This window comes from Gluconacetobacter takamatsuzukensis (assembly GCF_014174275.1).
In the GTDB taxonomy this organism is placed as follows: domain Bacteria; phylum Pseudomonadota; class Alphaproteobacteria; order Acetobacterales; family Acetobacteraceae; genus Gluconacetobacter; species Gluconacetobacter takamatsuzukensis.
Map to the genome: position 1 here is coordinate 158,603 of NZ_JABEQK010000008.1, position 19,119 is coordinate 177,721.

Here is a 19,119-nt window from a genome sequence, read left to right on the forward strand (position 1 = left end):
TGATCTATAGTATCGCTCAGTTATGAGTGAAATGACGATGTCAGCGCGGACTTCACGCATGCTCCGTCGGGCCGCCTGGCCGCGGCGGACAGCCGACCTGCGCCATGTCCGGACGATCGGCGATCTGGTGGAATGCCCCGGGTGCGGCCTGTTTCAGCGCCGGCCCCCGTTGCAGGCCGGCGAGCTGGCCGCGTGCGCGCGCTGCGGGCAGACGCTGGAATGGCGGCGCCGGACATCGCCGTTGCAGACGCCGCTGGCCTTCTGCATCAGTTCCTGTGCCCTGTACCTGGCCGCCCTGGCGTCGTCGTTGATGACGCTGGATGTGTACGGGCGCGAACGCACGGTGGACCTGATTACCGGGCCGATGGAACTGCTGCATGAAGGGTGGGGCGAGGCCGGGATCCTGGTCGGGCTGGTGACGGTTGCCGCGCCCGCGGTCGTGATCAGCATGATGTTCGCCATCCTGTATGCCGCCAGCCGGCGGCATATGCCCGACTGGGCGCCGCACCTGCTGATCTGGTACGAGAAGATGCGGCCCTGGTCGATGATCGAGGTCTATGTTCTGGGCATCTTCGTTGCCTACACCAAGCTGACGGACCTGGCGCGTGTCGATGTCGGGCCCGCCGTCTACCTGATCTCGGCCCTGATGCTGACCATGGCGGCCACGGATTCGACCCTGGATACCGAGCGGATCTGGCGGCACCGGCGCGTGGAGGCCGTCACGCGGCAGGAGGACGGGCAGCGGGTGGCGGTCAGCAATGTCCATATCGACGATATTCCGCTGCCGCCGGTCGATCACCTGGTGGCTTGCCAGTCCTGCGGGCTGGTGGGCGAGCTGGGTGCGCCGGTCAGCAACCTGCGCTGCGTCGGCGTGTGCCCGCGCTGCGGGCACCGGGTGTGGCGCCGGGCCCCGGACACGCTGGCGCGGACCAGCGCCTTCCTGATGGCGGCGGTCATCTTCTATTTCCCGGCCAATCTCTACCCCGTCATGACCTTCTTCAAGCTCGGCGGCGGGGGTGGGCATACGATCATCGAAGGGGCGATCGAGCTGTGGGAGGACGGGATGATCCCGCTCTCGCTGCTGGTGTTCTTCGCCAGCATCCTGGTGCCGATGCTCAAGATCCTCAGCCTGAGCTGGATGGTGATCGGCACCTGGATGGGCTCGTCCTTCGCGCTGGTGCCGCGCACGCGGCTGTTCCGCGTCGTCGACGTGATCGGCCGCTGGTCGATGATCGACGTCTTCATGGTTTCGATCCTGGTGGCGGTGGTCCGGTTCAATTCGCTGGCGAATGTCACGGCCAATGCCGGCATGGTGGCCTTTGCCTCGGTGGTGGTGCTGACCCTGTTCGCGGCGTGGAGCTTCGACCCCAGGGTGATGTGGGATGCGGCGGGCCTGAACGGGCCCTCGCCCGATGGTGTGGCGTCCGCCGCCGTGCGCGCGCGGCGGGCCGGCCGGCGCGCGGCAGGAACTGACAGGATGGAGCCGAGGCAGGCGTGACCGACGACCCCCAAGATCATTCCGGCGATCGCGCCGCCTCGGCACCCGAGGCCACGGCGCGCCGATATCGTTTCTCGATCGTCTGGCTGGTTCCGATCGTGGCGCTGGGCATTGCCGGCTATCTGGGCTGGCGCGGCATCATGGGGCGCGGCCCCGTCATCACCATCGTCTTCGATACCGCCGACGGGCTGACCAGCGGCCAGACCCAGGTGAAGAACAAGGCCGTGCCGCTGGGCACGGTGCAGGACGTGACGCTGACGCCCGACATGCGCCATGTCGAGGTGCGGGTGCGCATGAGCGCCAAGGCGTCGCCCATGCTGACCGACCGCGCGCGCTTCTGGGTGGTGCGGCCGCGCCTGAACGGTGCCAGCGTCACCGGGCTGGAGACCCTGATGACCGGGGCCTATATCGCCATGGACCCGGGCGTGGCGGGGGGCACCAGCACCAGCAAGTTCAAGGGGCTGGAGGCGCCGCCGGGCATGCGCTCGGACCAGCCGGGCAACACCTATACGCTGATCAGTCCCTCGCTGGGGTCGATCGGGCAGGGGGCGCCGGTCTTCTTCCGCGACATCGATGTGGGCGAGGTGCTGGGCTATACCATGCCGCCGGGCGGCGAGGGGCCGATCCTGATCCAGGTCTTCATCCGCCAGCCCTATGACAGTTACCTGCGCACCGATACGCGGTTCTGGAACGTGTCGGGCGTGCAGGTGGGGCTTGGTGCCGGTGGCCTGAAGGTGAAGCTGCAATCGATCCAGGCCCTGTTCTCGGGCGGGGTCGCGTTCGGCCTGCCGGACAAGCGCGAGGGCACCGCCGCGCCGACCGCGCCCAGGAATTCGGTCTTCCGCCTGTACGACAGCAACGAGGCGGCGGATAATGCCGGCTATCGCGAGCGCGTGTCGCTGGTCACGTACCTGACCAGTTCGGTGTCGGGCCTGACGGTGGGCGCGCAGGTCACGATGTTCGGCATCCAGGTGGGTACCGTGACCAGCGTGAAGCTGATGCTGGACCAGAAGGCCGGGACCGCGCGGGTGCGGGTGGGGATGGAAATCCAGCCCGAGCGCATCCTGCCGCTGGGCGAGATCCATCGCGACACCATGGCCGCGACCATCCAGGCGCTGGTCGATAACGGGCTGCGGGCCTCGGTCGACAGTGCCAGCCTGCTGACCGGCGAGTCGATGATCAGCCTGAGCTTCATGAAGAAGGCCCCCCCCGCCACGGTGGGGACCGAAGGGATGGCGCTGGTCATTCCCAGCAAGGCCGGCGGCATGAGCGGGATCATGGATTCGCTCTCGACCGTTACCGACAAGATCGCCGCCATGCCGCTGACCCAGGTGGGCGACAATCTGAATAACCTGCTGGCCCATTCCGATGCGCGGATCAATTCGCCGGAAGTGAAGCAGGCCATCGTGGCGCTGCGCGATTCGCTGCGCAGCATCCAGGGGCTGGCGAGCGATGCCCGCAGCGGCATGCACCCGCTGTTCCAGCGCCTGCCGCAGATGAGCGCGCAACTGGACGGCACGCTGAAGAACGCCAACAAGCTGCTGGCCAGCTATGGCGGCGATACCGACTTCCACCGCGACCTGCAGCAGATGCTGGTGCAGCTCAACGAGGCGGCGCGGTCGCTGCGCTTCCTGACCGATTTCCTCAATCGCCATCCCTCGGCGCTGATCACGGGACGCTAGCCTATGAGATTGTCAGGGCATTCATCCCGCCCGTTTGCCTCGCGCCGGGCGGTTCTGCGGGGGGCGGGCGGCCTGCTGGCCGCCGTCGCCGCCGGCCCGCTGGCCGCGTGCTCGTCGGACCCGGATTTCTATACGCTCGTGCCGTGGCCCGGCACCGCCCAGGCGGGCGGGCCGGCGGTGATCGAGGTCCGGACGCCTTCGGTCGCAACCGCGCTGGATCGCGAGCGCATCGTGCGCAGCGAGGGCGATTACCGCCTGCGCACCGCCGGCGGCGATGCCTGGGGCGAGTCTCTGCCGGGCATGATGGGCCATGTGCTGACGGCGGACCTTCAGCAGCGCCTGCCGGGCAGCACCGTCTTCGCCCAGAACGACGCGGTGGCGACGACGGCGCTGGCGGCGGTCGAACTGACGGTGACGCGCTTCTCGCGCGATGCCGGCGGGCAGGCGGTGCTGGCGGGCAGCCTGGCCGTCCACTGGCTGGGGCATGATGGCGGGGCATCGGACGTGCTGGCGCTGACCCTGCCGGTCAGCGGCTCGGGGACGGCCGGGCTGGTCGCGGCGCTCAGTGCCCTGCTGGGGCAGGTGGCCGACCGGGCGGCGGGGCATCTGCGGGCGCTGGGCACCGTGGTCCCCCCCGCCTGACCGCCTGACCGCCTGACCGGTCGTCCTGAGGCGGGTGTCTGGCCAGGGCGCTGCCCTGGACCCGGCAGGGCCTGAGGCCCTGCACCCCAATCATTTGATTGTGAATGGGGTTTCGATTTTCTGGGCGAGGGGCTGAAAACGAAAAAGGGGCGCCCGGTGGGCGCCCCTTTCTGTATGCGAATCGTCGGGCCGGTTAGAGCTTTTCGACCTGGCTGTATTCGAGGTCGACCGGGGTCGAGCGGCCGAAGATCGAGACGCTGACCTTGAGGCGGGCCTTTTCCTCGTCCACTTCCTCGATCGTGCCGTTGAACGAGGTGAACGGGCCGTCGGACACGCGCACCTGCTCGCCGATCTCGAAGGTGACGGAGGGGCGGGGACGCTCCACGCCTTCCTGCGCCTGCTTCATGATCCGCTCGGCCTCGGCCGCGGTGATCGGCGAGGGGCGGGTCTTGGTGCCCAGGAAGCCCGTGACCTTGGGCGTGTCCTTGACCAGATGCCAGGCCTCGTCCGTCAGCTCCATGTTGACCAGCACGTAGCCGGGGAAGAACTTCCGCTCGGCATTGACCTTCTGGCCGCGACGGACCTCGACCACCTCTTCCGAGGGGACCAGGATGTCGCCGAAATGGTCGGACAGGCCCTTCTGGGACGCCTGCTCCTTGATGTGCTGGGCGATCTTCTTCTCGAAGCCTGAATAGACGTGAACGACGTACCAACGTTTCGCCATGGTCCGTTCCTCAGCCTCCAAGCCCAAAAAGTTCACGTACGCCCAGGCCGATGATCTGGTCGACGACAAAGAAGAAAACCGATGTCATGGTGGCCATTGCCAGCACGGCCCCGGTCGTCACCAGCGTGGCGCGACGCGTGGGCCATGTGACCTTGGTCGCCTCGGCGCGGACATCTTGCACAAATTTCGCGGGACTGACCGACACGAAACACCCTTCTCGAACCGCCTCGGCGCTCTCCGGACCGGAGCGCGGACAAGGCCGGAATCAACCAATACTGCATGTCGGGGGCACCGTCACGGTCCGGGCGGGAGAACTCCCGACCGGGGCGAGTGGCAGGGGTGGAGGGTCTCGAACCCCCAACCTCCGGTTTTGGAGACCGGCGCTCTAGCCAATTGAGCTACACCCCTGCAAGCCGCCTGCGGCGCCGACCAACGGAATAGCGAAAAGCTGTTCCCCTGGCCACCCGTGCGAACCCGGCGCAGGCAGCGGAAAAAAGTATGCCCGGCCGCCAAAGTCAAGAGGGGGGATGCGATTCGGTCTTCCGGCCGGGTCACGATGGCCGCCCGCATGCCCGGGAGGGCTTGCCGGAGAGGCGGGTTCGGCGGTATGGAAGGCCCATATGGGCGGGCGTAGCATAGTGGTAATGCAGTAGCCTTCCAAGCTTCTGAGGAGGGTTCGATTCCCTTCGCCCGCTCCATTCCTCCCGATTCCCGGCACATGATCCAGTCCCCTGCCGTTCGGCCGCACCTGGTGCTGGCCGCCTGCTGCCTCAGCCTTTTCCTGGTGATGATGGACGTGACCATCGTCAACGTGGCGCTGCCGGCGATTCGCGCCGCGCTGGGCGGCGGGCTGTCGACACTGCAATGGGTGGTGGACGCCTATACGCTGGTGGTGGCGACGCTGCTGGTGCTGGCGGGGTCGACCGCCGACCGGATCGGGCGGCGGCTGGTCTTCGTCTCGGGCATCGTCGTCTTCTGCCTCGGCTCCGTGCTGTGCGGGCTGGCGCCCGGTGCCGGGGCGCTGGTGCTGGCGCGGGGGTTCCAGGGGCTGGGCGGCGCGATGCTGAACCCGGTGGCGCTGTCGATCATTGCCAATGTCTTTGTCGAGCCCGGGGCGCGGGCGCGGGCGATCGGCGTGTGGGGCGCGATGTCGGGGCTGGCGCTGGCGCTGGGGCCGCTGGTCGGCGGGATCCTGACCACGCTGGTGGGCTGGCGCGCCGTGTTCTGGGTCAATCTGCCCGTCGGTGCGCTGGCGCTGGTGCTGAGCCTGCGCTTCATCCCCGAATCGCGGGCCGTGCATGTGCGCCCCATCGACCGGGCGGGGCAGGCGCTGGTGGCGCTGGTGCTGGCCGCCGCCACCGCCACGCTGATCGAGGCCCGGGATTATGGCTGGCAGGCTCCGGCGATCCGGGCCGGGCTGGCGGTCGCGGCGGTCGGGCTGGCGGTGCTGTACCGGGTGGAGCGGCGCAGCGCGCATCCGTTGCTGGACCTGCGGTTCTTTCGTGCCCTGCCCTTTTCCGGGGCGATCGTGATCGCGGTGTGCGCCTTTGCGATCTTCAGTTCGTTCCTGTTCCTCAACACGCTCTACCTTCAGGAGGCGCGCGGGCTGTCGGCCATGCAGGCCGGGCTGTACACGCTGCCCTTCGCGCTGGGGGTGGTGGTGTGTGCCCCGCTGTCCGGCCGGCTTGTGGGGGCGCGTGGGGCGCGGCTGCCGCTGCTGCTGTCGGCCGGGGGGCTGGGGGGCGGGGCGCTGATGCTGACGGGGCTGGCGCCAGGGACGGCGCCCTGGGTGCTGCTGCTGTCCTACAGCCTGTGCGGGTGTGGATTCGGACTGTGCAATGCGCCGATCACCAACAGCGCGGTCTCGGGCATGCCGCGCGACCAGGCGGGGCTGGCGGCGGCCCTGGCCTCGACCAGCCGGCAGGTCGGCGCGCTGCTGGGGGTGGCGGTGTCGGGGACGATGATGGGGGCGGTGCTGACCCGTGAGGCAGGCGGCGGGGCGGCGCTGGCGCAGGCCACGCACCGGATCTGGTGGCTGCTGGTGGGCCTGTCCTGCGCCGTGGGGATGCTGGGGTTTCTTTCGACCGGGGCGCGGGCGCGGGCCAGCGCGCGGGTGGCCCGCGCGCTGTTCGACGATGCGCCTGTGAATGATGCGCCCGTGAATGCCCCGGTGAAGGTGCCGGGGGCGGGCTAGAGGACCGAGAGCACCCCGCCATCGACATAGAGGGTCTGGCCGTTGACGAAGGAGGAGGCGTCCGATGCCAGGAACACGGCGGCGCCCTGGAGTTCCTCGACCTTGCCCCAGCGGCCGGCCGGGGTGCGTTTCGTCAGCCAGGCGTTGAATTCCGGGTCCTCGACCAAAGCGCGGTTCAGGGGCGTTTCGAAATAGCCGGGGCCGATGGCGTTGATCTGGAGCCCGTGCCGGGCCCAGTCGGCGCACATGCCGCGCGTCAGGTTCTTCACCGCGCCCTTGGTGGCGGTGTAGGGCGCGATGCCGGGGCGGGCCAGCTCGCACTGGACGCTGCCGATATTGATGATCTTGCCCATGCCGCGCGGGATCATGTGGCGGGCGACCGCCGTGCCGACGAAGAACACGCTGTCGAGGTTGGTGCGGATGATCTCGGCCCAGTCCTCGGGCGGGAAGACGTCCAGCGGGGCGCGGCGCTGGATGCCGGCATTGTTGACAAGGATGCGGATGGGGCCGTCCTGCGCCTCGATCGCGCCCACGGCGTCCTCGACCGCCAGGCGGTCGGTGACGTCGAAGGTGCGGGTCAGGATGGTGCGGGTGCCGCCCTGCGGCGTCGTGTCGCGCAGGCGGGCGGCGGCGTCGTCCAGCCTTGAGGCGTCGCGCCCGTTGAGGATGACATGGGCGCCGGCATCGGCCAGGCCGGCGGCGATGGCGAGGCCGATTCCGCCGCTGGAGCCGGTGACGAGGGCCAGGCGGCCGGTCAGGTCGAAAAGAGGCGAGGCGGGTGGCAAGGCGGGCATGGGCGGGTCCTTTCTTGCGCGCATGGTCCCGACGCTTGGGCGGGCACATGGCGGGTTTGACGATATATCTGGCGTCGGCCGCCGGGCGAGGCGACTATAAACACGGCGCGCGGACGGAATCGTGACCGCATGCGCCATCCGGGTGGCAACGCGCCAACCCGTGGAGTGGTCGCGTCGCGCGGGGGCATGGGCGGAGATGGCAGGCAGGCGGACGACAGGCGAGGAAGCGGCGGCGGGCGCGACGCGGCGGGCGACGGAGCCCGATGCCGCATCGGTCGTGGCCCGTGCCGGCGGGCGGCCGACCATCATCGACGTCTCGGCGCGCGCCGGGGTGTCGCGCATGACCGTGTCGCGCGCGCTGCGGGCGCCACATCTGGTACGCCCCGACACGCGCGAGGCGATCGCGCGGGCCATCGACGAGCTGGGCTATGTGCCCGACCGCGCGGCCGAGGCGCTGTCGACCCGGCGCAGCGGATTCGTCGGGCTGGTGGTGCCGACGCTGACCAACACGAATTTCGCCGATGCGGCGCGTGGCCTGACGGACATGATCCGCCGGGAGGGTTACGAGCTGCTGATCGGGTATACCGACTATGACGAAAACGCAATGCTGCGCCATGTGCGCGACATGCTGGGCCGGCGGGCCGAGGCGCTGGTGCTGCCGGCGGGGCCGCGCGGGGCGGCGCTGAGCGCCCTGCTGGCGGGCGAGACGATTCCCATCGTGCAGATGGCGGGGCTGGTGCCCAGTCCGGTGCACCACATGGTCGGCTATTCGAACCACGAGGCCGGGCGGCTGGCGGCGCGGCATCTGATCGGGCTGGGCCATACCCGAATCGGCGTGCTGGCGGCCGAGGGGGACGGGCTGTCGTACGACCATCGCGGCGGCAGGCGGCTGGAGGGATTCCTGGAGGCGCTGCGCGAGGCGGGGCTGGCGGACGACCTGGTGCAGCGGATGGGCAAGCCGCCGGTGTCGTTCACCCACGGGGCGCGGGCCATGGGCGCGCTGCTAGAGCGGGTGCCCGACCTGCATGCGGTGTTCGCGGTGTCGGACCTGGTGGGGGTGGGGGCGCTGATGGAATGCCGGCGGCGGGGCGTGCGGGTGCCCGAAGACCTGTCGCTGATGGGATTCGGCGGGTTCGAGATCGGCAGCCAGGTGGTGCCGGCGCTGACGACCGTGGCGGTGGATTACCGCGCGATCGGGGAGCGGACGGGGGGCATGGTGCTGGATCTGCTGGCCGGGGCGCGCGACGTGCCGCGGGTCGTGGACCTGGGCGTGACGCTGGCGGAGCGCGAGACGACGGCCCGCCGGCCCGCCCGGCTGTCGGTGCCGGCCTGACGCGCGTGTTGCGCGGGGCGGGTCAGCATGCTAGAGGCGCGCCATCGGCTCCGGCTTCGTTCCGGTGCCGTTGGCGCGCTGCAATGACCTAAGACACTGGGATGGAAAGACCGACCGTGGTTTCGGGTGGAACGACAACAATACCGATCGCCTCCGTTGCCAATGGCCTGCCGGGTCGTTACGCGACGGCCCTCTATGATTTCGCATCCGAGCGCTGGCTGCTCGACGAGGTGCTGGACCATGCGGCGGCGCTGCGGCGCCTGATCGCGGAGAGCGCCGAGCTGCGCGCCGTCCTGACGAATCGCACGCTGGATATCGCCGTGTCGACGCGGGCCGTGGACGCCGTGCTGGCGGCCCAAGGCTTCGGGTGGGTCATCCGCAATTTCGTGGGCGTCGTCGCCCGCAACCGCCGGCTGCCCCGTCTGGGCGAGATCCTGGACGCCGTGGCGGCCATCGCGGCGGCCCGCAGGGGCGAGGCCGTGGCCGAGATCGTGTCGGCCCAGCCCCTGACGGACCTGCAACGCATTCAGATTCAGGGCCGCCTCGCCGAGGCCGGCTATTCCAAGGTCAATATCCAGGAACGCGTTGACGCGGCCCTGCTGGGTGGTCTGGTCGTGCGCGTCGGCGCCCGGCTGTACGACACCAGCCTCAATTCCCGCCTGACCCGCCTGCACCACGCCATGAAGGGAGCCGCGTGATGGAAATCCGTCCCGCTGAGATTTCGGATATCCTCAAGCAGCAGATCGCCTCGTTCGACACGAGCGCCGAAGTCGCCGAGACCGGCACGATCCTGTCGGTCGGCGACGGCATCGCCCGCGTCTATGGCCTGCAAAACGTGCAGGCCGGCGAGATGGTCGAATTCCCGGCCTCGGGCCAGCGCGGCATGGCGCTGAACCTCGAGAACGACAATGTCGGCGTCGTGATCTTCGGCGACGACTCCGAGATGCGCGAGGGCGATACCGTCGCCCGCACCGGCAAGGTGGTCGAGGTTCCGACCGGCAAGGCGCTGCTGGGCCGCGTGGTCGACGGCCTGGGCAACCCGATCGACGGCAAGGGCCCGCTGGTCGGCGACGTGATCATGAAGCGCGCCGACGTCAAGGCGCCCGGCATCATGCCGCGCCAGTCGGTCGGCGAGCCGATGCAGACCGGCATCAAGGCCATCGACGCCCTGGTGCCGATCGGGCGCGGCCAGCGCGAGCTGATCATCGGCGACCGCCAGACAGGCAAGACCGCCATCCTGATCGACACCATCGTCGCGCAGAAGCCGGTCAACGCCCTGGGCGACGACAAGAAGTCGCTCTACTGCATCTATGTCGCGATCGGGCAGAAGCGTTCGACCGTGGCGCAGCTGGTCCGCACGCTGGAAGAAGCCGGCGCGCTGGAATATTCCATCATCGTTGCCGCGACCGCCTCGGACCCCGCGCCGATGCAGTATCTGGCCCCCTACGCCGCCTGCGCGATGGGCGAGTATTTCCGCGACAACGGCATGCATGCGCTGATCGTCTATGACGACCTGTCGAAGCAGGCCGTGGCGTATCGCCAGATGTCGCTGCTGCTGCGCCGTCCGCCGGGCCGCGAGGCGTATCCGGGCGACGTGTTCTACCTGCATTCGCGCCTGCTGGAACGCGCCGCCAAGATGTCGGACGAGTATGGCGCGGGTTCGCTGACGGCGCTGCCGGTCATCGAGACGCAGGCCGGCGACGTGGCGGCCTATATCCCGACCAACGTGATTTCGATCACCGACGGCCAGGTGTTCCTGGAGACCGACCTGTTCTATCGCGGCATCCGCCCGGCGGTGAATGTCGGCGGCTCGGTCTCGCGCGTCGGTTCGGCCGCGCAGATCAAGGCGATGAAGCAGGTTGCCGGCAAGATCAAGCTGGAGCTGGCGCAGTATCGCGAGATGGCCGCGTTCTCGCAGTTCGCCTCGGACCTCGATCCCGCGACGCAGAAGCAGCTTGCCCGTGGCGCGCGCCTGGTCGAGCTGCTCAAGCAGCCCGAGACCTCGCCGCTGCCGGTCGAGGAGCAGGTGTGCATCCTGTTCGCCGGGACGCGCGGCTTCATCGACTCGGTGCCGGTCGAGAAGGTGACGGCGTATGAGCGCCAGCTGCGGACCGAGCTGCATGCGGTCGGCAAGGACATCCTGGAGTCGATCCGCAACGAGCGGCAGATCACCAAGGACAACGAAGCCCGCCTGACCGACTTCCTGACCGGCTTCGGCCGTCAGTTCGCGGGCTGAGGGCGGACAGGCACCCATGGCATCCCTCAAGGACCTTCGCGCGCGGATCGGCAGCGTCAAATCGACGAAGAAGATCACCAGCGCCATGAAGATGGTGGCGGCGGCCAAGCTGCGCCGGGCCCAGACCCGCGCCGAGGCCGCCCGCCCCTATGCGGCGGCGATGCGCCGGATGCTGGCTGAACTGGGTGCCGGCACGCGGGGCCAGTCCGGCCTGCCGACCCTGCTGGCCGGCACGGGCAACGACCGGATTCACCTGCTGATCCCGCTGACCAGCGATCGTGGGCTGGCCGGCGGCTTCAACGCCAACATCAACCGCAAGACGCGTGACCTGATCCGCCAGTTGCAGGCCGAGGGCAAGACCGTCCGCCTGCTGCCGGTGGGGCGCAAGGGCCACGATTACCTGATGCGGGAATTCTCCGACCTGGTCGTGGATCATGTCCATGGCTCGGGCGGCAAGGAAATCCCGTTCTCGGCGGCCGCCGAACTCGGCGAGCGGATTGCCGCGATGGCGGAGAAGGGCGAATTCGACGTCTGCACGGTGGTGTATAACCGCTTCCAGAACGTCATGTCGCAGACGCCCACCGAGATGCAGCTGATCCCGCTCGCGCTGCCGGCGAACGATGCGGCGGCTTCGGCCGACGCGCCGGTCTACGAGTTCGAGCCGGGCGAGGAAGAGCTGCTGTCCAGCCTGCTGCCGCGCAACCTCCAGGTGCAGCTGTACGCGACGCTGCTGGAGAGCGCGGCCGGCGAGCAGGGCGCGCGCATGACGGCGATGGACAATGCCACGCGCAATGCGGGCAAGGCCATCGACCGCCTGACGCTGACCTACAACCGTACCCGCCAGACCAACATCACCAACGAACTGATCGAGATCATCTCGGGCGCCCAGGCGCTCTGAGCAACGATCCGCTTCCCTCGCCGCAGGAGCTGACCCCATGTCGGAAACCAAAGTGAATGAGGCTCCTGCCGCCACGCAGGGCCAGTCCAGCAACATCGTCGGCCGCGTGACGCAGGTGCGCGGCGCGGTCGTGGACGTGCAGTTCGAAGGCACGCTGCCGTATATTCTCGATGCGCTGCATGTCACCTTCAACGGCCAGACGGTCGTGCTGGAAGTGGCGCAGGAGATCGGCGAGCACGAAGTGCGCTGCATCGCCATGGACTCGACCGACGGGCTGACCCGTGGCGCCGAGGTCGTGGCGACCGGCGGCCAGATCACGGTGCCGGTCGGCCCCGGCACGCTGGGCCGCATCCTGAACGTGATCGGCGAGCCGATCGACGAGCGCGGCCCGGTGCCGGCGACCAAGCGCTATCCGATCCATCGCAAGGCGCCGTCGTTCGAAGAGCAGGCGGCCGCGACCGAGATCCTGGTCACGGGCATCAAGGTCGTCGACCTGCTGTGCCCGTACCTGAAGGGCGGCAAGATTGGCCTGTTCGGCGGCGCCGGCGTGGGCAAGACCGTCATCATCCAGGAACTGATCAACAACATCGCCAAGGCGCATGGCGGCGTGTCGGTGTTTGCCGGCGTCGGCGAGCGCACGCGCGAAGGCAACGACCTGTATTACGAAATGCAGGATGCCGGCGTGATCAAGCTGGGCGAGAACACGACCGAGGGCTCCAAGGTGGCGCTGGTCTATGGCCAGATGAACGAGCCGCCGGGTGCGCGCGCGCGCATCGCGCTGTCGGGCCTGTCGCTGGCCGAGTATTTCCGTGACGAGGAAGGCCAGGACGTCCTGTTCTTCGTCGACAACATCTTCCGCTTCACGCAGGCGGGTGCCGAGGTTTCGGCGCTGCTGGGCCGTATTCCGTCGGCCGTGGGCTACCAGCCGACGCTGGCCACCGAGATGGGCGCCCTGCAGGAGCGCATCACCTCGACCAAGAAGGGGTCGATCACCTCGGTGCAGGCCGTCTACGTGCCGGCCGACGATCTGACCGATCCGGCGCCTGCCGCGACCTTCGCCCATCTGGATGCGACCACGGTGCTGAACCGCTCGATCGCGGAAATGGGCATCTATCCGGCCGTCGATCCGCTGGATTCGACCTCGCGCTCGCTGGACCCGAAGATCGTCGGCGAGGAGCATTACCAGGTGGCGCGCGACGTGCAGCGCATCCTGCAGACCTACAAGTCGCTGCAGGACATCATCGCCATCCTGGGCATGGACGAGCTGTCGGAAGACGACAAGCAGCTGGTGGCGCGTGCGCGCCGCATCCAGCGCTTCCTGTCGCAGCCCTTCCACGTCGCCGAAGTCTTCACCGGCGCGCCGGGCAAGCTGGTGTCGCTGGAAGACACGGTGCGTTCGTTCAAGGCGATCGTGGCCGGTGAGTACGATCACCTGCCCGAGGGCGCGTTCTACATGGTCGGTTCGATCGAAGAAGCGGTCGCGAAGGCCGAGAAGATGAAGGAATCGGCCTGAACGGCCGACTCCCGCGCAAGGAAGACAGCCCATGCCGATTGAGGTCGAGATCGTCAGCCCCGAGAAGGTTCTCTTCTCGCGCGCTGTCGAGATGGCGGTGATTCCGGGCCTGGAGGGCGATATCGCCGCCATGCCCGATCGCGCGCCGATGATGCTGCTGCTGCGCGGCGGCGTGGTCGAACTGTACGAGAACGGGGTGGTGACGGACCGGTTCTTCGTGGCCGGCGGGTTCGCCGACATGACGGCCACCCGCTGCACCATCCTGGCCGACCAGGCGACCGCGCTGGCCGACCTGTCGGTGGCCGACGCCCAGGCGCGGCTGGCCGGGCTGGAGGCTTCGTACGACGCCGCCGACAAGATGAACGTGCCGGCGCTGGACCTGCTGATGGCGAAGATGCAGTCGGCCCGCGCGGAGATCGAGGCGGCCGGTGGCGAGGCCGTGAAGGCGGCCTGAGCTTTCGTCAGCCGACTGGTTTCATGTGGAACGCCCCCGGTCTTTTTCAGGCCGGGGGCGTTTTGCGTTCTTTTTCTTCAGAAAAAGAAGGTTCCTGGAATCTGCTTGAAAAGTCGGCCTGCCGAGTGAGAGTGCCGCAAAGCGGCACGGCCGGCGTGTATTTTCGAGCATCGGAGCGGAGCGGCCTTGTGGGCCGTGAGCACCGAAGCGCAGAAAATACACGCCGGATCGCCGGCAGGGTGACTTTGCAAGTAGATTCTAGCCGCGTCCGCGATACCCCGGCACATCCTGCGCGGGAATCCAGACGTCCTGCGGCGGTGCGCCCGTCTGCCAGAATACGTCGATGGGCATGCCGCCGCGCGGGTACCAGTAGGCGCCGATGCGCAGCCAGACTGGGGAGAGCAGGTCGACCAGGGTGGTGGCGATCTGGACCGAGCAGGCTTCGTGGAAGGCGCCGTGGTTGCGGAAGCTGGTCAGGAACAGTTTGAGCGACTTGCTTTCCACGATCCACTGGTCGGGCACGTAGTCGATGACCAGGTGCGCGAAGTCGGGCTGGCCGGTGACGGGGCAGAGCGAGGTGAATTCCGGCGCGGTGAAGCGGACCAGGTAGCGCCGGTCGCGATAGGGGGCGGGGACGCGTTCCAGCGTCGCTTCCTCGGGGCTGGCGGGCTGGGCGGAGGCGCGGCCGAGTTGGGTCAGGGCCTGGGTGCCGTCGTCCGGCGGGGTGGATGCGCTCACGTCACGATGTCCTTGCGATGCGGGGCTGTGGGAACGGGGTGATGTCAGAGCCGCCTTTCCCGCGTCAAGCGGCGCTTTTCCCCCGTGGGTGCTTTCGCACCGGCATGACCCCATGATAACAGGACCGGATGGCGCGTGCACTCAAAGCGGATTTTCCCGCTCCTGTCCTGATGACCTCCACTAACGAGCTGGTTGCGGTCGTCGAACGATTGCGGCGCGAGCCGTTCGTGACGATCGATACGGAATTCGTCCGCGAGCGGACCTACTGGCCCGAACTGTGCCTGGTGCAGCTGGCCGGTGAGCACGACGTGGTGGTGCTGGACACGCTGGCGCCCGGCCTGGACCTGTCGCCGCTGGCGGAGCTGCTGGACGATCCGGCGGTGACCAAGGTGTTTCATGCCGCGCGGCAGGATCTGGAGATCTTCCTGCATCTGTTCGACCGGCTGCCGGCGGCGCTGTACGATACGCAGGTGGCGGCGATGGTGGCCGGCTATGGCGACCAGGTGGGGTACGACAATCTGGTGGCGTCGCTGACCGGCGCGCATATCGACAAGGCGCACCGGTTTTCGGACTGGGCGGCGCGGCCGCTGTCGCCGGCGCAGATTGCCTATGCCGCCGCCGACGTGACCTATCTGCGCACCGTCTACCAGCTTCTGCGCGAGCGGCTGGAGACGGAAGGGCGGACGGAGTGGGTGGCGGCCGAGCTGGCGGTGCTGTCGCGGCCCGAGACGTTCCGCCCCGACCCCGAGACATTGTGGGAGAAGATGCGCCCGCGCACCAGCAACCGGCGCATGCTGGGCGTGCTCCGGGCCATCACCGCGTGGCGGGAGCTGGAGGCGCAGCGGGTGAACGTGCCGCGCCAGCGGCTGCTGAAGGACGAGAGCCTGCTGGAGATCGCGGCGACGGTGCCGACCGATGCCGAGGGGCTGGCCCGTGTACGCGGGGTGTCGCGCGGTTTTGCCGAGGGGCGCAGCGGTGCAGGGCTGCTGGAGGCCATCGCGGCGGCGCAAACGCTGCCCGAGACCGCGCTGCCGCGCCAGAACAAGGGCAAGGACGGACCCCGCCCGTCGCCGGCGCTGGTCGCGCTGCTGAAGGTGCTGCTGGCGGCGTGCTGCGAGGAGCATGACGTGGCGCCGCGCCTGGTGGCATCGTCGGAGGATATCGACCGGCTGGCGCTGGAGGCCGAGCCCGACCTGCCATTGTTGCAGGGCTGGCGGCGGGTGGTGTTCGGCGAGGAGGCTCTGGCGTTGAAGGCCGGGACCATGCTGCTGGGCGTGGATGGAACGCGGATTCGCCGGGTGCGGGCCTGACGGGTTCCGCATCGGTTTCGCACCGGTTTTCCCCCGGGTTGTGAACAGGTTATTCCCAGCCTTGTCCACAAGATTTTGTGGTGGGATGGTTGAGTCCACCACAAGATAAGCCTAGTTTGCGGCTGTCCTTCGTCAGGAGAGATGGCATGGCTATGGAATGGACCGAGGAGACGATCGCCCGTCTTCGCGAGCTTTGGCAGCAGGGGCTGTCGACGGCCGAGATCGGTCGCCAGCTTTCGGTGACGAAGAACGCGGTTGTGGGCAAGGCGCATCGCCTCGGCCTGCAGGCGCGTCCGTCACCCATTCGCAGACCGCCGGCTTCGGCCCGTGCGGCGGAGGCGGGCGAGGCGGTTGCGCCGGCCCCCGAACCCGTTGCCGCCGCGCCCGTCGCGGTTGCATCACCCGTATCGCCGGTCGTGACGGCGCCCGCGCCTGTCGCGGCGGTGCCGTCGGCCGTCGTGGCGCCTGTGCCGGCTTCGCCGCGTGTGGCCGAGGCTGCGCCGGCGGTCAGCCCGATCCGGCAGGCCGAACCTGCGCCGCGTGCGCCGGTGCGGGCCGAGCCCGAACCGGTGGCCGTGGCGGCGCCTGCGCCGGTAGCGACGCCGAGCGTGTCGCGGCCGGAAACGCCGCGTGCGCCGTTGCGTGCGGTCTCGACGCCCGCGCCGCGTCGCAGCGGCCTGAGCTGCTGCTGGCCGCTGGGCGATCCGGGCACGCCGGGCTTTCATTTCTGCGGGGCAACGCCTGTTCCGGGAAAGCCCTATTGCTCGGAGCACGCGCAGCTTGCCTATGTGAAGCTGCGCGACCGGCGGGATAACGTTGCCTGACGCGCATCCTTAACCGGGAACGATCATGAAAAACGCCGCGGATCATGCGATCCGCGGCGTTTTTTTACGGTTCCCGAACCGTGCGGCAGAGCGCTGGAAACGAGCGGAGGACTCGCCGCCAGCGCGCATTTTCAGGCCGGCGGGTGTTACTCGACCGGGGTTTCTTCCGGGGTCGCGGTCGCGGCCGGGGTCTCGGGGGCAGCGGCCGGGGCGGCGCCGGTGATCATTTCCAGATGGCCGCTGACCTGGCCGCCATCCTCGACCTGCAGGCGGCGGCACTTCGCCTTGCCCAGCAGGCGCCCCGAGGAGCGGATGGTCAGGCTGCCGCGTACCGTCAGCGTGCCGTCGATGGTGCCGGCCAGGTCGGCATCCTCGACCTCGATCTCGCCACGGAACATGCCGCCATGGGCGACCTGCAGTTCCTGCGCGTTGATCATGGTCGATTCCACCGTGCCCTCGACGACCAGGCGCTCTGCATCCTGGATCGAGCCCTGGACGCTGATGCCGCGCCCGACCACCAGGGTGCGGCGATCGCTGTTATCCTTGCGGGGGGCGGCCGCCTGGCCGGGGCGGCCGGGGGGCTGGGCGGCGCCGGGGGGAGCGGTCGGGGCAGGCGGGAAGGGGGAGCGGGCCATCGGGGCGGTCTCCTTGGACGACTGGGGGGAGGAAGGATGGGTACCGGCGGCCGGCTGGGTGCCGGGGCGGACGGGAACGGCGCCGGCGGGCGGCGGTGGGAACGTCGTCTGCGGACTGGCCGGCCGGCCGGTGGGCGACGAAGCGCCGGCGGGCGGTGTCTCGTCTTCTGGCTTGCGTTTTTTGAACAAAAGCATACCCCGCTGCTGTCGAAGGTGGAGCCGCGCATGGCCCGGCGGTCGGGACACAGGTGCTTTCCGGGGGTTATCCGGAAAACCGGTGTCTGGAACGATCAAGAAACCGTTTGCAAAGCCGCCCTGCCCGCAGATGCCACGGCGAGCGTGCCGCCATGCGGCACGTTCGCTCGGCAGGCCGACTTTTCAAACCGCCCCTCAGGATTACACGCGCGCATGATGCCGGAAAAGCGGGAAGGCGCAACTTTACGCACAAGAAATGCAGCCATTGCGACCCCGCCGTCCCGGTGTTAGCGAGAGGGCTGTCTGTACGACGATCTTGGTGATTTGATGGCGCGGCGGCACGGCAGGTCGGCCGACGCGCGCGGGAGAAGATGGAATGTCTGTGACGGGTGCCGGCAGCGCGGCCGACTGCCGCTTCGATCTGCTGGGGATCGGCAATGCGATCATCGATGTCCTGGCGCCGGTCGAGCCGGATTTCCTGGCCGAGCAGGACATGATTCCCGGCAGCATGATGCTGATCGATGCCGAGCGGGCGGAGAAACTCTATGGCCTGGTGCGGCGCGAGCGCGAGATGGGCGGCGGGTCGGCGGCCAATACCTGCGTGGTGGCGGCCAACATGGGCGCGCGCGTTGCCTATCTGGGCAAGGTCGCGGACGATGCGCCGGGGCGGACCTTCGCCGCCGACCTCCAGCAGTCCGGGGTCTATTTTCCCTCGTCGTTCCTCGACGGCCGCGCGGGGCGCGAGCAGCCGACGGCGCGCTGCCTGGTGATGGTGACGCCCGACGGGCAGCGGACGATGAACACCTATCTGGGCGCGTGCGTCACCTTCGGGCCCGAGGACGTGCTGGCCGATGTGGTGGCCAGCGCCCATGTGACCTATCTGGAAGGCTATCTGTTCGACCCCCCGCATGCGCAGGAGGCGTTTCGCCAGGCGGCGTCGCTGGCCCATGCGGCCGAGCGGCGGGTGGCGCTGTCGCTGTCCGACCCGTTCTGCGTCGCGCGGCATCGCGATGCCTTCCGCGAGCTGGTGCATGGGCATATCGACATCCTGTTCGCCAACGAGGAAGAGATCTGCTCGCTGTACCAGACCGAGGATTTCACCACCGCGATGAACCAGGCCGCCGCCGACACGCATTTCGCGGTGCTGACGCGCTCGGGCCAGGGCAGCGTGATCATCCGGGGCGAGGAGCGGATCGACGTCGCCCCGGTGGCGACGCAGGTGATCGACACCACCGGGGCCGGCGATGCCTATGCCGCCGGATTCCTGGCCGGCTGGACCTCGGGCCGCACGCTGGCCGAATGCGGGCGGCTGGGCAGCGTGGCGGCGTCGGAGATCATCTCGCATTACGGGGCGCGGCCTCTGGTGAACCTTCAGCAGGACATGGAACTGTAGGCGCCGGGTCCGCTTTCCGGCCGGCGGCTCCGCATGAAATGATTTTCTGACCGCAG

The 19,119-nt window shown here is 68.8% G+C and carries 18 protein-coding genes and 2 tRNA genes; 14 read left to right on the forward strand and 6 right to left on the reverse strand.

Going from position 1 to position 19,119, the window contains the following annotated elements:
- Nucleotides 1–31: 31 nt before the first annotated feature.
- From HLH27_RS11755 to HLH27_RS11765, 3 genes are read left to right on the forward strand one after another with little or no spacing between them, the layout of a single operon-like run.
- Nucleotides 32–1,498 (forward strand): paraquat-inducible protein A, encoded by a 1,467-nt coding sequence (locus HLH27_RS11755; RefSeq protein ID WP_182950213.1) that lies wholly within the window; start codon nt 32–34, stop codon nt 1,496–1,498.
- Nucleotides 1,495–3,180 carry an MlaD family protein gene (locus tag HLH27_RS11760; RefSeq protein WP_182950214.1) on the forward strand — a complete coding sequence of 562 codons (1,686 nt, stop codon included), beginning with the start codon at nt 1,495–1,497 and terminating at the stop codon, nt 3,178–3,180. The genes HLH27_RS11755 and HLH27_RS11760 overlap by 4 nt, the downstream gene beginning before the upstream one ends.
- A 3-nt stretch (nt 3,181–3,183) precedes the next feature.
- A complete protein-coding gene (locus HLH27_RS11765) occupies nt 3,184–3,822 on the forward strand; it encodes a PqiC family protein (RefSeq protein ID WP_182950215.1) in 639 nt (212 codons plus the stop codon).
- Between the two features lie 193 nt (nt 3,823–4,015).
- Here the strand turns inward: HLH27_RS11765 and nusG are convergent, their stop codons facing one another.
- The 3 genes from nusG to HLH27_RS11780 form a co-directional block, all read right to left on the reverse strand.
- Complete coding sequence (gene nusG / locus HLH27_RS11770) at nt 4,016–4,546, reverse strand: transcription termination/antitermination protein NusG (RefSeq protein WP_182950216.1); 531 nt, start codon at nt 4,544–4,546, stop codon at nt 4,016–4,018.
- Nucleotides 4,547–4,556: 10 nt separating this feature from the next.
- On the reverse strand, nt 4,557–4,751 hold the full coding sequence (secE, locus tag HLH27_RS11775; RefSeq protein WP_182950217.1) for a preprotein translocase subunit SecE: 195 nt from the start codon (nt 4,749–4,751) through the stop codon (nt 4,557–4,559).
- A 126-nt stretch (nt 4,752–4,877) separates the two neighbouring features.
- Nucleotides 4,878–4,954 (reverse strand) — tRNA-Trp (locus HLH27_RS11780).
- 216 nt (nt 4,955–5,170) lie between these two features.
- On the opposite strand from HLH27_RS11780, the gene HLH27_RS11785 reads away from it, so the two are divergent.
- A tRNA-Gly gene (locus tag HLH27_RS11785) sits at nt 5,171–5,244 on the forward strand.
- A 20-nt stretch (nt 5,245–5,264) separates the two neighbouring features.
- Nucleotides 5,265–6,740, forward strand: coding sequence for an MFS transporter (locus HLH27_RS11790; protein WP_182950218.1), 1,476 nt, complete (start codon nt 5,265–5,267; stop codon nt 6,738–6,740).
- Here HLH27_RS11790 and HLH27_RS11795 read toward each other — a convergent pair.
- Nucleotides 6,737–7,534, reverse strand: coding sequence for an SDR family oxidoreductase (locus HLH27_RS11795; protein WP_182950219.1), 798 nt, complete (start codon nt 7,532–7,534; stop codon nt 6,737–6,739). The two genes, HLH27_RS11790 and HLH27_RS11795, sit on opposite strands and share 4 nt — an antisense overlap.
- Nucleotides 7,535–7,730: 196 nt before the next feature.
- Between HLH27_RS11795 and HLH27_RS11800 the strand changes: the two genes are divergently transcribed.
- From HLH27_RS11800 to atpC, 6 genes are all read left to right on the forward strand, one after another.
- Complete coding sequence (locus tag HLH27_RS11800; RefSeq protein WP_182950220.1) at nt 7,731–8,867, forward strand: LacI family DNA-binding transcriptional regulator; 1,137 nt, start codon at nt 7,731–7,733, stop codon at nt 8,865–8,867.
- A 101-nt stretch (nt 8,868–8,968) separates the two neighbouring features.
- On the forward strand, nt 8,969–9,565 hold the full coding sequence (atpH, locus tag HLH27_RS11805) for an ATP synthase F1 subunit delta (RefSeq protein ID WP_182950221.1): 597 nt from the start codon (nt 8,969–8,971) through the stop codon (nt 9,563–9,565).
- Nucleotides 9,565–11,103 (forward strand): F0F1 ATP synthase subunit alpha, encoded by a 1,539-nt coding sequence (gene atpA, locus HLH27_RS11810; protein ID WP_182950222.1) that lies wholly within the window; start codon nt 9,565–9,567, stop codon nt 11,101–11,103. The genes atpH and atpA overlap by 1 nt, the downstream gene beginning before the upstream one ends.
- 16 nt (nt 11,104–11,119) lie before the next feature.
- Nucleotides 11,120–12,001, forward strand: a complete 882-nt coding sequence (locus HLH27_RS11815; protein ID WP_182950223.1) for a F0F1 ATP synthase subunit gamma — start codon at nt 11,120–11,122, stop codon at nt 11,999–12,001.
- 37 nt (nt 12,002–12,038) lie between these two features.
- Complete coding sequence (gene atpD / locus HLH27_RS11820; protein WP_182950224.1) at nt 12,039–13,514, forward strand: F0F1 ATP synthase subunit beta; 1,476 nt, start codon at nt 12,039–12,041, stop codon at nt 13,512–13,514.
- Between the two features lie 31 nt (nt 13,515–13,545).
- The gene (gene atpC / locus HLH27_RS11825) at nt 13,546–13,968 is read left to right on the forward strand and encodes an ATP synthase F1 subunit epsilon (RefSeq protein ID WP_182950225.1); all 423 of its coding nucleotides are present in this window, start codon (nt 13,546–13,548) and stop codon (nt 13,966–13,968) included.
- A 258-nt stretch (nt 13,969–14,226) separates the two neighbouring features.
- On the opposite strand, the gene queF is transcribed toward atpC, so the two are convergent.
- The gene (queF, locus tag HLH27_RS11830; protein ID WP_182950226.1) at nt 14,227–14,706 is read right to left on the reverse strand and encodes a preQ(1) synthase; all 480 of its coding nucleotides are present in this window, start codon (nt 14,704–14,706) and stop codon (nt 14,227–14,229) included.
- Between the two features lie 128 nt (nt 14,707–14,834).
- Between queF and rnd the strand changes: the two genes are divergently transcribed.
- Both rnd and HLH27_RS11840 read left to right on the forward strand, forming a co-directional pair.
- Nucleotides 14,835–16,016: a ribonuclease D gene (rnd, locus tag HLH27_RS11835; RefSeq protein WP_182950227.1), complete on the forward strand. Its 1,182-nt coding sequence runs from the start codon at nt 14,835–14,837 to the stop codon at nt 16,014–16,016.
- Nucleotides 16,017–16,162: 146 nt separating this feature from the next.
- The gene (locus HLH27_RS11840) at nt 16,163–16,840 is read left to right on the forward strand and encodes a GcrA family cell cycle regulator (RefSeq protein ID WP_246375829.1); all 678 of its coding nucleotides are present in this window, start codon (nt 16,163–16,165) and stop codon (nt 16,838–16,840) included.
- Nucleotides 16,841–16,986: 146 nt separating this feature from the next.
- Here HLH27_RS11840 and HLH27_RS11845 read toward each other — a convergent pair whose 3' ends face one another.
- Nucleotides 16,987–17,670 (reverse strand): bactofilin family protein, encoded by a 684-nt coding sequence (locus tag HLH27_RS11845; RefSeq protein ID WP_408870836.1) that lies wholly within the window; start codon nt 17,668–17,670, stop codon nt 16,987–16,989.
- Between the two features lie 376 nt (nt 17,671–18,046).
- Here HLH27_RS11845 and HLH27_RS11850 point away from each other — a divergent pair, with 376 nt between their 5' ends.
- Entirely contained in the window at nt 18,047–19,063 is a 1,017-nt protein-coding gene (locus tag HLH27_RS11850) for an adenosine kinase (protein WP_182950229.1), read from the forward strand.
- Nucleotides 19,064–19,119 lie beyond the last annotated feature (56 nt).

What these genes read in the sequence shown, in the direction of transcription:
- HLH27_RS11795 (WP_182950219.1), bottom strand. Translation starts at nt 7,534, where the DNA reads ATGCCCGCCTTGCCACCCGCCTCGCCTCTTTTCGACCTGACCGGCCGC.
- HLH27_RS11800 (WP_182950220.1), top strand. Translation starts at nt 7,731, where the DNA reads ATGGCAGGCAGGCGGACGACAGGCGAGGAAGCGGCGGCGGGCGCGACG.
- atpH (WP_182950221.1), top strand. Translation starts at nt 8,969, where the DNA reads ATGGAAAGACCGACCGTGGTTTCGGGTGGAACGACAACAATACCGATC.
- nusG (WP_182950216.1), bottom strand. Translation starts at nt 4,546, where the DNA reads ATGGCGAAACGTTGGTACGTCGTTCACGTCTATTCAGGCTTCGAGAAG.
- HLH27_RS11850 (WP_182950229.1), top strand. Translation starts at nt 18,047, where the DNA reads ATGTCTGTGACGGGTGCCGGCAGCGCGGCCGACTGCCGCTTCGATCTG.
- atpD (WP_182950224.1), top strand. Translation starts at nt 12,039, where the DNA reads ATGTCGGAAACCAAAGTGAATGAGGCTCCTGCCGCCACGCAGGGCCAG.
- HLH27_RS11755 (WP_182950213.1), top strand. Translation starts at nt 32, where the DNA reads ATGACGATGTCAGCGCGGACTTCACGCATGCTCCGTCGGGCCGCCTGG.
- HLH27_RS11790 (WP_182950218.1), top strand. Translation starts at nt 5,265, where the DNA reads ATGATCCAGTCCCCTGCCGTTCGGCCGCACCTGGTGCTGGCCGCCTGC.
- atpA (WP_182950222.1), top strand. Translation starts at nt 9,565, where the DNA reads ATGGAAATCCGTCCCGCTGAGATTTCGGATATCCTCAAGCAGCAGATC.
- HLH27_RS11765 (WP_182950215.1), top strand. Translation starts at nt 3,184, where the DNA reads ATGAGATTGTCAGGGCATTCATCCCGCCCGTTTGCCTCGCGCCGGGCG.
- HLH27_RS11845 (WP_408870836.1), bottom strand. Translation starts at nt 17,670, where the DNA reads ATGCTTTTGTTCAAAAAACGCAAGCCAGAAGACGAGACACCGCCCGCC.
- atpC (WP_182950225.1), top strand. Translation starts at nt 13,546, where the DNA reads ATGCCGATTGAGGTCGAGATCGTCAGCCCCGAGAAGGTTCTCTTCTCG.
- HLH27_RS11840 (WP_246375829.1), top strand. Translation starts at nt 16,163, where the DNA reads ATGGCTATGGAATGGACCGAGGAGACGATCGCCCGTCTTCGCGAGCTT.
- rnd (WP_182950227.1), top strand. Translation starts at nt 14,835, where the DNA reads ATGGCGCGTGCACTCAAAGCGGATTTTCCCGCTCCTGTCCTGATGACC.
- HLH27_RS11815 (WP_182950223.1), top strand. Translation starts at nt 11,120, where the DNA reads ATGGCATCCCTCAAGGACCTTCGCGCGCGGATCGGCAGCGTCAAATCG.